Raw genomic sequence first — 12448 nt, 5'->3', positions numbered from 1 at the left:
CCGCCAGTGTATGTGAACGCCCTGTTATCGCCGGATCGGCGCCAGCGCGGCGCGGAAGCGCTCGAGCTCCTCGGGCGCGATCCCGTAGGTGTGCTCGGGCGCCGGGAACCGGCGGCCGCGGACCTCGTCGGCATAGGCCGTGACGCCGCGCAGCATCTCCTCCTTGACGGCGGCGAAGCGCTTGGCGAACTTCGGCTGGAAGTCATCGTGGATGGCGAGCAGGTCGTGGAGCACGAGCACCTGGCCGTCGGTGCTCGATCCTGCCCCGATTCCGATCACCGGAATCTCCATCCGGGTCATGATCGCGTCGGTCACCTCGGCGGGGATCGCCTCGAAGACGAGCGAGAAGCAGCCCGCCTCCTGCAGCGCCAGCGCGTCGTCGAGCACCTGCTGGGCGCGCGCCGCCGTGCGGCCCTGGGCGCGGTAGCCGCCGAGCATCGTCGCGGTCTGCGGCGTGAGTCCGACGTGGCCCATCACCGGGACGCCGGCGCGCACGATGGCTTGGGCCCGCTCGGCGGACGCGCCGCCGCCCTCGAGCTTGACGGCGTCGCAGCCGGCCTCCTTGACGAAGCGCTGCGCGGTCTCGATCGCGAGCGAGTCGGAGGCCTCATAGGAGCCGAACGGCAGGTCGCCGATCAGCAGCGGCGCCTTGAGCCCGCGCCGGACGGCGCGCGTGAGCATCAGCAGCTCCTCGACCGTGACGGGCACGGTGTCCGGGTAGCCGAGCACGTTGTTGGCGGCGGAGTCGCCGACCAGCACGATGTCGACGCCGGCCTGCTCCACGACGAGCGCGCTCGGGTGGTCGTAAGCGGTGATCATCACGATCGGCTCGCCGAGGGCGCGCATCTCGGCGAGCTTGGTGAGGGTGACGCGCTTGCGCTGGTCCTGACGGGGCGGGGTGGACACGTGGTGCTCCTTACTGGTTGGCGCCTGCGATCAGGTCGCCACCGGAACGGGTTGCAGGACGACGTTGTCGATCAGTCGGACGGGGCCCACGTGCGCCGCGACCGCGACGAGGGCGCGGCCGTCGATCGTCGTGAGCGCATCGAAGTTGGCGGGGTCGACGATCGCCAGGTACTCGGCGTCGACGTCGCGAAGCTGGGCGGCGGCGATCTCGTGCACGCGGCGAGCGTCGCGCTCGCCTCCCGCGACGGCATCCTCCGCCGCCTTGAGCGCGCGCGAGAGGGCGAGGGCGCGGATGCGGTCGTCCGGGCCGAGGTGGACGTTGCGGCTGGACAGCGCGAGGCCGTCCGGCTCGCGGACCGTCGGCAGCGCCTCGAGGCGGACCGGGATGTCGAGGTCGCGCACCATGCGCTTGACGACGGCGACCTGCTGCGCGTCCTTCTGGCCGAAGTAGGCGACGTCGGGCCCGACGATGTTCAGCAGCTTGGTCACGATCGTGCAGACGCCGGCGAAGTGGCCGGGGCCGCGCTCGGCGCCCTCGAGGATCTCCGACAGGCCCGCGACCTGGACGCTGGTGGAGAAGCCCGGCGGGTAGATCTCCGCGACCGGCGGGGCGAACAGGACGTCGACGCCGAGCTCCGCGGCCTCGGCGGCGTCCTGGGACTCGTTGCGGGGATAGGCGGCGAGGTCGCCCGCGTCGTTGAACTGCGCGGGGTTGACGAACAGCGACACGATGACCTCGTCGTGCTCGGCGCGGGCGGCCCGCATCAGCGAGTGGTGGCCGGCGTGGAACGCGCCCATCGTCGGGACCAGCCCGACGGTCATCTCCTGGCCGCGGGCGCGCTTCAGGTACCCGCGCAGCTCCGCGATGGTCCGGATCGTCCTCATCCCGACACCGTCGTACCCGCCAGGGCCCGTGTTGCCTCGGCGAGCGCCTCCCACAGCGGCAGCAGCTCGGGCATCCGCTCCGCGACGACCTCGCGGTGGCGCTCGACGGTGGCCTCGTCGCCGCGGGCGATGGGCCCGGTCAAGGCGCGCTGCGGGCCGCTCTCGGCCCATTGGCGCGCGGTGGCGAGCACGAGCGGCGCCAGTTGGTCGCGCGTCACACCTGCGGTCGCGGCGAGCCGTTCGGCAACGCCCTCGAGCGCGACGAGGAAGTTCGACGCCATCGCGGCCGCGGCATGGTAGGCGACGCGGTCCTCGGGCGGGACGCGGGCTGGCTTCATGCCAAGGCGGTGCGCGAGGTGCGTCGCGGTGACCAGCGCTCGGGGGGTCGTCCCGTCGATCGCACAGCCCGCGCCCTCGAGCACGTCCGGCGCGCTGCCGGCCGGCACCGACATCAGCGGGTGCAGCGAGAACCCCTCGCGGTCGCCGAGGACGTCGAGGCCGGTCGCGCCGCTGCAGTGGCCGATCAGCGGGCCCGCCGGCACGGTCGCCGCGGCTGCCTCGATCTGGGAGTCCGGCACGCACAGCAGCACGACGTCGACGTCGGCGGGCACGGATTCGCCTCGCTTCAACGGGCCTGCGGCCTGCAGCCCCGCCGCCATGACCGTGCCCATTCGACCCGCGCCGACGACGGCGCAGACAGGGGAATCGGTGGGTGGCGGGTCCAGTTCTCGCATCGAGATACCGGCTCAGGGACCCAGGATACCTGCGGAGATTGCGGCCATCTCCGGGACATGCGCCGAACCGCTCGCTAGCGTCACGCACATGGCCTCCGCAGCGGAACGGCGCGAGGAGCTCAAGGGCGTCTTCCAACAGGCCGCGGCGTGCACGCGCTGCGCTCAGCTCGCATCCAGCCGCACCACGGTCGTGTTCGGCTCCGGCAACGCGGACGCCGAGCTGATGTTCGTCGGCGAGGCGCCGGGCGCCAACGAGGACAAGCAGGGGCTGCCGTTCGTCGGCCAGGCGGGAAGGCTGCTGGAGCAGCTGCTCGGTGAGATCGGCCTGGCGCGCGCCGACGTCTTCATCGCGAACGTCCTGAAGTGCCTGAGCCACGATGCCGAGGTCCAGCTCGGGGACGGCACGTGGGCGCCGATCGGGCGCCTCGCGCGCGACCGCTACTCCGGCACGGTGATGTCCGTCGGTGAAGGCGGGAAGCTCGTGCCCCGCCGCGTCACCGGATGGCATGCGACGCCGCTCGGGGGGCGGCGTGTGCTCGAGCTCACGTATCGCTCCGCCCGGGGCGCCGGCATCCGGCTCACGGGCGATCATCCCGTGCTGACCGAGCGCGGTTACGTGCCCGCCGCGGAGCTGCGCGCGGGCGACCGCGTGGCGACGGGCCAGGGCCTCAGCGCCACGGCGAGGGACGCGATCTACGGCACGCTGCTCGGCGCCGGCTCGATCGCGCCCGGGCGACCGACGCTCGAGCTGGGCCATCCGCCGGAGGAGCTGGAGTACGCGTGCTTCAAGGCGGCGCTCGTCGGTGAGCTCGGGACCGTGCTCGATCAGCGGCGGGTCGCCGCTGTGGCCGGCGGCCCTCCGCAGGATGACGCCGTCAACGTGCGCACCGCCGCCAATCGTGCGCTGGACGTCGTACGGCGCGACTTCTACCGGCCGCGCAAGGGCGTGCCGCAGCACGTCGCGACGACGTTGAACGCGCGCCGGCTCGCGATCTGGTTCATGGACGACGGATGCACGCGCGTTCGTCCGGCGCGCCCGCCCGTCGCCGAGATCGCGACCGTAGGCTTCGATGACGACGATCTGCAGGTGCTTCTCGCCGGTCTCCGGAGGCTCGGGCTTTCCGCGAAGGCGAGCCGGCGGCGGCTGTACTTCGACGTCGCGGGCACGCGCGATCTGTCGCGCCTGATCGCCCCGTTCGTGCCGCCGTCGATGCGCCACAAGCTGCATCCGGACATCGAGGCGCAGGTGCCCTTCGATCCGTCGGGCTGGGAGGTGGGCGCGCCCGAGGTGCTCTTCGACGAGGTCGAGATCTCGGACGTCAGCGACCGTCCGGGGGAGGACACCGCGTTCTTCTGCATCGATGTCGAGGAGACGCACAACTTCGTCACGGCGGGCGGCGTGGTGCACAACTGCCGTCCGCCCGGGAACCGGGACCCGCTGCCGCAGGAGATCGAGAGCTGCCAGGAGTACCTGTTCCGGCAGCTCGAGCTGATCCAGCCGCGGGTCGTGTGCACGCTCGGGAACTTCTCGACGAAGCTCCTGCGCGGGGATCCGCTGGGGATCACGCGCCTGCATGGGCGTTCGGAGGTGCGGCAGATCGGGCCGCGGACGGTGCGGCTGTACCCGCTGTTCCACCCGGCGGCCGCGCTCTACACACCGTCGATGCTGGCGACGCTGCGCGAGGACTTCAGCCGCATCCCGGAGCTGCTCGCGCTGCCGGCGCCCGCGCAGGTCGAGCCCGAGCCTGAGCTCGAGCCCGAGCTTGCGCTGGTGCCCGCGGAGCCGGAGCCGGAACCAGCGGCGGAACCGCAGCCGGAGCCCGAGCAGCCGCGGCAGCTCGGCCTCTTCTAGCGAGCCGGAGCATCCCGCCGCGAGGCAGCCGGGCGTGGCTCACGCCGCTTCGGAGGCCCGCATCGCCGCCCACTCGTCGGCGGTGATCGCGTAGCGCTCGTGGTCGCGCCACTGGCCGCCGATCAGCAGGTAGCGCGGCGAGAAGCCCTCGAGCCGGAAGCCGGCGCCGCGGGCGAGCGCGATCGAGGGGGCGTTGCCGGGCTGGATGTTCGCCTCGATGCGGTGCAGCCCGAGCGCGCCGAACGCGTGGTCGAGGACCTGCTCGATCGCCTCACGCATCAGGCCCTGGCCGGAGTGGGCCTCGTGCGCGTAGTAGCCCAGATAGGCGGACTGGAAGGCGCCGCGGACGATCTGCGAGATCGTGAAGACGCCGGCGATCGCGCCCGTGTCGAGGCGGCAGGACACCAGGCAGAGGAAGTCCTCGCGGCGCGAGCGGCGATAGAGCTCGTCGAACTGGTCCGTCCGCTCGGGCGGGTACGTCCACGGCCGGTGCAGCCGGTGGCTCTTGCGCGCCAGCGCGAGGAACTCCTGCCGGTCCTCGCGCGCCAGCACCCGCAGCCCGACTCGCATGTTCGGCGGCGCCTCGGCGGGCTGCAGGTCAGACGGCCGGAGCACGCCCTCCGGGAGGCGACGACGGAGCGCGGGACGTTTCATGGCCGTACAGATCAAAGCGCACCGCGGCCGGAACCGCACGCAGCGCGGGCGAGCGGGGACGGGGCCCGCGTTCGGCGGCGCACGCGGCGGGCGACGGCGACCCTGGGCGGTGGCCCGGTCCGGCGCGTCCGCCAGCTCCCGCACGCCGCGGACCGACAGCCGGCTCGGCGAGGTGGCGGTGGCGCGCGAGCTTCTGCCCGTGCACTAGGCTCGCGCGCCGATGCCGCCCGTGGCGATCGACGCGCGCGCCGCCGCCCGCCCGGAGCTGGGCGGGGTCGAGCGCTGGGCGCGCGAGCTGTGCGCGCGGCTTCCGGCGCTCGGCGACTACGACGTCATCCGTCCGCGCTCTCGGCTGGTCCACCGCGCGGGCCACGTGTGGGAGCAGCTCGTCCTGCCGGTCCGCGCCAAGCACGCCGCCGCCCTGCTCTGTCCCGCCAACCTCGCGCCGCTGGCCGCGCGCCACGCCGTCGTCGTCATCCACGACGCCGCACCGCTGCGGCATCCCGGCTGGTACTCGCCGGCCTACGCGGCGTTCCAGCGCCGCGTCCTTCCGCTGATCGCGCGCCGCGCCCGCCGCGTCGTCACCGTCAGCGAGTTCTCGCGCGGTGAGCTGCAAGAGCTGCTCGGCGTTGACGCCGACGTGGTCTACGGCGGCGTCGATGCCCGCTTCACGCCCGACGCCGCCCCCGCGGACCTCGGCCGCCCGTACGTCCTCTGCGTCGCCTCCCACACGGCGCGCAAGAACCTCGCGGCGCTCGTGCCGGCGGCGCGGGTCCTCGCGCGCGAGGGGATCGACGTCGTCGTCGCCGGCGGCCATCGCCCGCAGTTCGCCGCCGAGGGCGGCCTCGACGGCCTCCGGCTCCTCGGCCCGGTCGACGACGCGCGGCTGCCCGGGCTCTACACCGGCGCGCTCGCGTTCGCGCTCCCGTCGCGCTACGAGGGCTTCGGGCTGCCAGTGCTGGAGGCGATGGCATCCGGCACGCCGGTCCTCGCCGCCGCGGCCACCGCCCTGCCGGAGGCGTGCGGCGGCGCCGCGCGGCTGGTGGAGCCGGGGGAGTGGGCGACGGCGCTCCCCGCCCTGCTCGGCGACGCCGAGGAGCTCGCCCGCCTGCGCGACGCCGGGCTTGGTCGCGCGGCGGGGTTCACCTGGGACGCGACGGCGCGGGCGATCGACGCGCTCGTGCGCTGAGCGGCGCTCAGACCGACGCCAGCGCGCGGCGCAGCTGTGCGGGGAGGCGGAGTGTGTGCAGCCGCGGCTCCGGAGCCGGCTCGGTCTCCGAGACGCGCTCCTCGGCGACCACGGAATGAGCCGCGAGCACGATCTGCGGGTCGAACCGGGCGCCGCTCGCGTTCTCGAGCTCCTCGAGCGCCTCGGCGTGCGAGAGCTGCGGGCCGCCGCGGGCGGTCAACGCGCTCCAGGTATCCGCCACCGCGACGATCCGAGATGTCAGAGGTGTGACAGCGCCGCGTAGACCGGCGGGTCCGCCGGCGCCGTTCCACCACTCGTTCACGTGCCCCGCCTCCCAGCTCGCGCGGCTGGGGTCGCGCAGCGTGGCGCAGGCGTAGGCGATCGGGTCGCCCGCCTCGGCGCGGCGCAGGAAGGCCACGTTCGCGACCCGCGCGAGGTGCCGGCGCTCGTGCCGGTCCAGCCCGAGGTGCAGGGCGAGCGCGTACGCGTAGCGCTGCGTCGCCACCAGCGGCTCGAGCCGGCCGGCGGGCTTCGTGCGCGCCGCGTAGGTCAGGGCGCTCTGCGGCAGCACGGCGATCAGCGCGAAGACCGCCAGGGCGAGCACGCCGATCCACCCCGTGAGCACCGCCGTGAGCGTCCCGAGGGACATCATCACGGCCGCCGCCGGGACGGTGGCGGCGAACATCTCGAGGAACGCCGCAAATGGGCGTCCAAGCCACAGGGGGATGTAGATCGCGGGGCCGACCGCGACGTTGACGAGCATCTGCGTCGCAGCCGCAAGCAGCAGCCAGGGGGCAGCCGTGGCGGCGAGCCCGTCGACCGCGCCGAGCGAAAGTACAAGCGCGGCGGCGATGGCCTTCCAGCCATAGGCGGCGACGTTCGCCAGGTTGCCGGCGCGCACCAGCGGCTCGCGCAGCACGACAGCGCCGACGACCATCGGGAAGAGGTCGACGAGCAATGCGGGCAAGGGGCCTGCGACGGCGAGCGCGATCAGCGCCAGGGCCATGCCGGCGTCGAAGTGGATGCCCGCGGAGAGTGGGACGTCGTGGAAGCGCGCGATGACGGCCAGCGCGAGCAGCGCCAGCAGGAGCTCCGGGCGGTCCCACCGCGAGGGAGGCGCAATCCATAGGAACGCAGGGATCAGCGCGACGACGGCTGAGCCGTGTAAGGCAAGCGAGAAACGGCGACGAGCCGATGTCGTCAACGACTGCACGTCGGGCAGCGTACATACCGTCCGCAGGGAATGCTCATAGATCAATTGGCCAGAGGGTCTGAAAACGACCGTCTGTCGGGAAGAACCCGTTTAGCAACGCCAGTTCTGCATCATGCACCCCCTTCGCGTCGGCTCATACGACCGTTTGTCGTTGAATGGCGGAAGATCCACGATCGGGTCCGCGCTGGAATGCCCTTCGTGGTCGACGACTTTCCGCAGCCGCCTGCGACCAACAGACGGTGTGTTGCGGGAAGGTAACGAAAGTCGAGCGGTTCGCGAAGCCACATGCCCTCACCGCGTCGCCCCCGCAATACCCGCGAGTCCCACGCCCGCGAGTGCGCATCCGGCCGCCAGCCACAGCCCTGCGCCCCCGCTGGATCCCCCGATCAGCGCTCCGGCACCGGCCGCTCCGGCGGCCACGCCCGCGTTGTTCGCCGCCGCAAGCCACGCGAAGGTGCTCGTTCCCGTCCCTGGGGGCGTGAGCTCATCGACGAGCACGTACACCGTCACGAACAGCGCGCCGACGGCGCCGCCGGCGATCACGAGCACAAGCGCGACGATCTCAGGCCGATGTACGGCAACCGCCGCGCCGGCCAGCGCGGCGGCGAGGACGAGCTGCAGCAACCCGAGTCGCTGCATCGGCGGGCGCCGCCAGGCGCGCCTGCCCGCGATCAGGCTCGCGGTCGCCGTGCCGATCGCGAGCGCCGCGAGCAGCAGCCCGGCGCTTGCCGGTACGCCGGCCGCACGCGTCAATGCGGGAACCGCCATGTTGAGCGCTCCCAGCGCCGCTCCCGGCCCGAGCAGCGAGGCGATCACCAGCCATAGCGCGGGAGGAAGGCCCGAGGCCGATTCCTCCTGCGACGAGTCGCGCGCGGGTGCGAGCGCGCCGGTCAGCGAGCTCCGGGCCGCGGCGGCGGTGCCCGCGAGCAGGCCGAGCGCGGCGACCAGCAGCGCGCCGCCGGCGGAGCCCGCCGCGAAGATCGCGGCGACGATCAGCGGCGCGACGATCAGCGCCGCCTCCTCCCCGGCGGAGTCGAGCGCGTACACGTGCTGGAGCCGCTCGCCGCGCCCCCGCAGCGACGCGCCCCAGACCGCGCGCGTGAACGGGCCCAGCGGCGGTACGACCGCGCCGGTGACCGCGGCGAGCACCAGCAGCAGCGCCGGAGGCGCGCCGCCGGCTCCCGCGGCCCAGAGTGCGATCAGGCCCGTGGAGCACGCGGCGGCGAAGGCCACGAGCGCCGGGGGGCCGCGGCGATCGACGATCCGCCCGCGCACGGGCGCCAGCGTGCTGGCCAGCAGGAAGGCGGCGACGAGCGCGCCCGTCGTGGCGCTCGACCCGGTCGCGTCGGTCGCGAACAGGACGACGCCCAGCGGCAGCATCGAGAAGGCGACGCGGCCGCCGAGGGAGGCGACCAGCAGCCGGCGGACCGGCCGCTCCGCCCACACCGTTCCATACCCCCCGAGGACCGCCACGACGCGAAGCCTACGAGGCGCGTAGGCGCTCGGGGATCATCGGCAGCGCGCGGCGTTCCCGCGGCGCTTGGCGCACCCTTCCAGGCGCCGCGCGGCATGCCGGAACGCGGCCAGTGCGGGCGCCGTCACGACCCGGCCGGCGCGCAGCCGGCGCAGGCCGGAATAGTCGAACGAGCTGGGCGTCGATGCCTCGGCGGAGAGCCACGTGTACCAGTACACGCGCCCGATCCGCAGCGCCCGGCGCTCCTTGGCCAGCAGCGCGAGCCCGGACGTCAGCCGCTTCGCCTGACCGCGGTCGGTCGTCTCGAAGCCCGCCGTGGTCCTGGTCTTGCCGACCGCGGCGGGCCAGGACAGTTCCGTGACCCACACGGGCATGCGCGCGTCCCCGCGCGGACGCATCTCGCGCCGCGCGTAGCGGATCAGCCTGATCACGTTGGCGGGCCGGCCCGTGTACGGGTGCAGAGCGACGACGTCGAACGCGCCGCCGGCGCCCTGCTCGTAGAGCTCGCGCAGCGCGAGCCAGCTCTCGTTGGGCAGGCCGGCGAGCACCGTCCGCGACCCGGGATCCGCCGCTTTGAGCGCCGCGTGCGCAGCTTTCAGCAGTGTCACGTAGGGAGGGGCCCATGGAGCGACGTTCCAGTAACGCGTGAGGTTCGGCTCGTTCCAGATCTGCCAGTCCCTGACCGGACGAGGCGGCAGCTCCGGATGCAACGACCAGAATGACCCTTTCGGTCCATAGCGCGTGACCAGTGCGGTCAGTATTTGCGCAAGATGCTTGGGATCCTTCGGGGGCGAGGCAAGGTCACCGGGGTTCTGAGCGGCCCATACAGGGGTCCCCTGAACGACCGGCAGCACGCTCAGGCCGCGCTGCGCGGCGGCGAGCACGACGGGATCCGTGCGCGAGAAGTCGGCGCCGGCAGGCCCCGCCGGCTGGATGTCGCGCCAGTAGAAGGCGGTCCGCACCGACTCCGCGCCGCTCGTCGCGAGCAGGTCCCATTCGCTCGCGGCGAATCCCGGAGCGGTCAGCGGGCCGTCGGCGACGACCCCCAGCCACCCCTGCGGGACCTTCCGCGCGGCGGCTGACGCGGGCGCGGGAACGAGCAGGCAGACGATCGCTGCGAGAAGCGCGGCGCGAGGCATCGGCGGAGTCTGCCAGCGCGGGACCTTAGGATGCCGCGCCATGCGCGTCGCGCTCGTTCATGACTTTCTCCTCGACGTCCGCGGCGCCGAGCGCGTGTTCGCCGCGATCTGCGACGCCTGGCCGGACGCCGACGTCTTCACGGCGGTCTATGACGAGCGCGGCACCGAGGGGCGCTTCGCGGCGCGCTCGCCGCGGACGTCGTTCCTGCAACGCGTGCGTCCCACGTCACGGACGTTCCGGCCGCTGTTGCCGCTGTATCCGCACGCGATCGAGTCGCTGGACCTGCGCGGCTACGACGTCATCGTCTCGTCCTCGAGCGCCTGGGCGCACGGCGTGCTCGTCGATCCTGGAGCCGTCCACGTCTGTTACTGCCACAACCCGTTCCGGTACGCGTGGTCCGAGCGCGAGGCGACGCTCGCCGCGCGCGGCCCGCTCACGCGCCCGGCGCTGCGTGTGCTGCTCTCGCGCTGGCGCCAGTGGGACTCGGTCGCCGCGCGGCGCGTCGACGCCTACATCGCCAACTCGGCGATCACCGCGGCGCGGGTGCGTCGCTACTTCGGGCGCGAGGCGCAGGTGCTCCACCCGCCCGTGGAGCTCGGGCGCTTCGCCCCGGGCCCGGTGGGAGCGCACTACCTGGTGCTCGCGGAGCTGATGTCCCACAAGCGCATCGACGTCGCGATCCGGGCGTTCAACGCGCTGGGCGCTCCGCTGGTGGTCGTGGGGGACGGACCGGAGTGGCGGTCGCTTCGCAGGCTCGCCGGACCGACGGTCCGGCTGACCGGCCGGCTAGGCGACGAGGACGTGGCCGACCTGCTGCGCAGCGCCCGCGCGCTGGTGGTCACGGCGGAGGAGGAGTTCGGGATCGCCGCGGTCGAGTCGCTGGCCTCAGGACGCCCCGTGATCGCGCTGCGCCGCGGCGGAGTGCTGGAGACGGTGCGCGAAGGGGTGACCGGCGCGTTCTACGACGACGGGGACGATCCGCGGGCGCTGGCCGAGGTCGTCGCGCGGTTCGAACCTGCGCTCGTGGACCCCGCGGAGTGCGTCGCCTCGGCCCGCCGATTCAGCGTCGCGCGCTTCCAGGAGCGGCTTCGCGCCATCGTCGCGGAGACCGTCGCGGAGGACCGTGGGCCGCGGGATCCGGAGCGCCCGATCGGGGGCCTTTTGCCCCGGCGAGTTGCACGTCGCGACGCACATCTCATGAGGATTCGTTAAAACACACTGGCCGCGGGCACAATCAGCGTAACCCCGTGGCATGATTCGGGTTGTCTGTTGTGCGCGGGCGCCGCCCTGCGCCCCTGGTGTGTCGCTTCGGTCACAAGCTTAGCGGCCTACCGGGACCCCTCGGGGGGACGGTCGTCCGATCGTGGACTGGTCGCCCACCACGCAACGCACAGCCTGCCGGCGCCGGCGAGTGACGCAGGGCTTGCTGGTTGTAGTTGCAAGATCAACGATATCGAGCTAAAATTCCTACTACACGAGTTGGAATTTGATACGGAAGGACCCCAAAACGCCCACTATCACCGATACCCCGCGCCGCAAGACCGAGGCCGAGCACGCCGCCGATCCCACGCTCGACTCGCTCCAGCTGCTCCTGCGCGAGGCTGGTCGGTACCCGCTGCTCAAGCCGAGCGAGGAGATCGAGCTCGCTAAGCGCATCGAGCGGGGAGACCTTGCCGCCAAGGAGCGGATGATCAACTCCAACCTCCGCCTGGTGGTCGCCAACGCGCGCCGCTACCAGGGCCAGGGCCTCGCCCTCGGCGACCTGATCCAGGAGGGCATGCTGGGGCTGATCCGAGCGGTCGAGAAGTTCGATTGGCGCAAGGGCTTCCGCTTCTCCACGTACGCGACGCTGTGGATCCGGCAGGCGATCCAGCGCGGTCTCGAGAACACGAGCCGCACGATCCGCCTTCCCGTCCACGTGGCGCAGCGTTCCCGCAAGGTCGGGCGCATCGAGCGCGAGCTGACGACGAAGCTCGGGCATGAGCCGTCGGACGAGGAGATCGCCTCGGCCGCCGACCTCCCGCTCGAGGACGTGATCGAGATCCGCAAGGCCGATCGCGCCGTGGTCAGCCTCGACAAGCCGGTGGGGGACGATGGCGACACCGCCTTCGGCGACCTGCTGGCGATCGAGACGCCGGCGGTGGACGAGGAGGTCCACGAGGCGCTCAAGTCCGAGACGCTGCTGACCGCGATCGCCGAGCTCCCCGAGCCCGAGCGTGACGTGATCGAGATGCGCTTCGGCGCCGGCGACAAGGAGCCGCAGACGCTCTCGCAGGCCGGCCGGAAGCTCGGTGTATCCACCGAGCGGGCCCGCCAGATCGAGGAGCGCGCCCTCAAGCGCCTCTCGCAGCGGCCGGAGCTGATCGCTCTGCGCGAGGCCGCCTAGGGAACGTCGCCGAAG

Annotated in this window: 11 protein-coding genes; 4 read left to right on the top strand and 7 right to left on the bottom strand. The window is 72.9% G+C overall.

What is annotated here, in order from left to right:
• Window positions 1-24: 24 nt before the first annotated feature.
• From panB to H958_RS0118135, 3 genes are read right to left on the bottom strand one after another with little or no spacing between them, the layout of a single operon-like run.
• The gene (gene panB / locus H958_RS0118145; protein ID WP_028059703.1) at window positions 25-906 is read right to left on the bottom strand and encodes a 3-methyl-2-oxobutanoate hydroxymethyltransferase; all 882 of its coding nucleotides are present in this window, start codon (window positions 904-906) and stop codon (window positions 25-27) included.
• A gap of 30 nt (window positions 907-936) precedes the next feature.
• Complete coding sequence (gene panC, locus H958_RS0118140; protein WP_028059702.1) at window positions 937-1791, bottom strand: pantoate--beta-alanine ligase; 855 nt, start codon at window positions 1789-1791, stop codon at window positions 937-939.
• A complete protein-coding gene (locus tag H958_RS0118135) occupies window positions 1788-2402 on the bottom strand; it encodes a DUF2520 domain-containing protein (protein ID WP_231379287.1) in 615 nt (204 codons plus the stop codon). The genes panC and H958_RS0118135 overlap by 4 nt, the downstream gene beginning before the upstream one ends.
• Before the next feature lie 211 nt (window positions 2403-2613).
• Here H958_RS0118135 and H958_RS0118130 point away from each other — a divergent pair, with 211 nt between their 5' ends.
• The gene (locus H958_RS0118130) at window positions 2614-4377 is read left to right on the top strand and encodes a uracil-DNA glycosylase family protein (RefSeq protein ID WP_028059700.1); all 1764 of its coding nucleotides are present in this window, start codon (window positions 2614-2616) and stop codon (window positions 4375-4377) included.
• Window positions 4378-4416: 39 nt separating this feature from the next.
• On the opposite strand, the gene H958_RS38370 is transcribed toward H958_RS0118130, so the two are convergent.
• Complete coding sequence (locus H958_RS38370; protein WP_081686022.1) at window positions 4417-5031, bottom strand: GNAT family N-acetyltransferase; 615 nt, start codon at window positions 5029-5031, stop codon at window positions 4417-4419.
• A gap of 220 nt (window positions 5032-5251) precedes the next feature.
• Here H958_RS38370 and H958_RS0118120 point away from each other — a divergent pair, with 220 nt between their 5' ends.
• Window positions 5252-6220 (top strand): glycosyltransferase family 4 protein, encoded by a 969-nt coding sequence (locus H958_RS0118120; protein ID WP_028059699.1) that lies wholly within the window; start codon window positions 5252-5254, stop codon window positions 6218-6220.
• A gap of 7 nt (window positions 6221-6227) precedes the next feature.
• Here the strand turns inward: H958_RS0118120 and H958_RS43605 are convergent, their stop codons facing one another.
• The 3 genes from H958_RS43605 to H958_RS0118105 all read right to left on the bottom strand — a co-directional run bounded on the left by H958_RS43605 (window position 6228) and on the right by H958_RS0118105 (window position 10046).
• Window positions 6228-7433, bottom strand: coding sequence for an HD-GYP domain-containing protein (locus H958_RS43605; protein WP_051324464.1), 1206 nt, complete (start codon window positions 7431-7433; stop codon window positions 6228-6230).
• Window positions 7434-7724: 291 nt separating this feature from the next.
• Complete coding sequence (locus H958_RS0118110; protein ID WP_156028047.1) at window positions 7725-8906, bottom strand: MFS transporter; 1182 nt, start codon at window positions 8904-8906, stop codon at window positions 7725-7727.
• Window positions 8907-8942: 36 nt separating this feature from the next.
• On the bottom strand, window positions 8943-10046 hold the full coding sequence (locus tag H958_RS0118105; protein WP_156028046.1) for a hypothetical protein: 1104 nt from the start codon (window positions 10044-10046) through the stop codon (window positions 8943-8945).
• Window positions 10047-10086: 40 nt separating this feature from the next.
• Here H958_RS0118105 and H958_RS38360 point away from each other — a divergent pair, with 40 nt between their 5' ends.
• Together H958_RS38360 and H958_RS38355 are read left to right on the top strand one after the other, a co-directional pair.
• Entirely contained in the window at window positions 10087-11259 is a 1173-nt protein-coding gene (locus tag H958_RS38360) for a glycosyltransferase (protein WP_051324463.1), read from the top strand.
• Between the two features lie 274 nt (window positions 11260-11533).
• Window positions 11534-12433 carry a sigma-70 family RNA polymerase sigma factor gene (locus tag H958_RS38355; protein WP_051324462.1) on the top strand — a complete coding sequence of 300 codons (900 nt, stop codon included), beginning with the start codon at window positions 11534-11536 and terminating at the stop codon, window positions 12431-12433.
• Window positions 12434-12448: the final 15 nt, after the last annotated feature.

The organism is Candidatus Solirubrobacter pratensis (assembly GCF_000425945.1).
GTDB lineage: Bacteria > Actinomycetota > Thermoleophilia > Solirubrobacterales > Solirubrobacteraceae > Solirubrobacter > Solirubrobacter pratensis.
Note: the sequence above shows the minus strand (reverse complement) of the source record. Positions and strands in the feature narration are given on the sequence as shown.

What these genes read in the sequence shown, in the direction of transcription:
- H958_RS38370 (WP_081686022.1), bottom strand. Translation starts at nt 5,031, where the DNA reads ATGAAACGTCCCGCGCTCCGTCGTCGCCTCCCGGAGGGCGTGCTCCGG.
- H958_RS0118105 (WP_156028046.1), bottom strand. Translation starts at nt 10,046, where the DNA reads ATGCCTCGCGCCGCGCTTCTCGCAGCGATCGTCTGCCTGCTCGTTCCC.
- panC (WP_028059702.1), bottom strand. Translation starts at nt 1,791, where the DNA reads ATGAGGACGATCCGGACCATCGCGGAGCTGCGCGGGTACCTGAAGCGC.
- H958_RS0118120 (WP_028059699.1), top strand. Translation starts at nt 5,252, where the DNA reads ATGCCGCCCGTGGCGATCGACGCGCGCGCCGCCGCCCGCCCGGAGCTG.
- H958_RS0118130 (WP_028059700.1), top strand. Translation starts at nt 2,614, where the DNA reads ATGGCCTCCGCAGCGGAACGGCGCGAGGAGCTCAAGGGCGTCTTCCAA.
- H958_RS38360 (WP_051324463.1), top strand. Translation starts at nt 10,087, where the DNA reads ATGCGCGTCGCGCTCGTTCATGACTTTCTCCTCGACGTCCGCGGCGCC.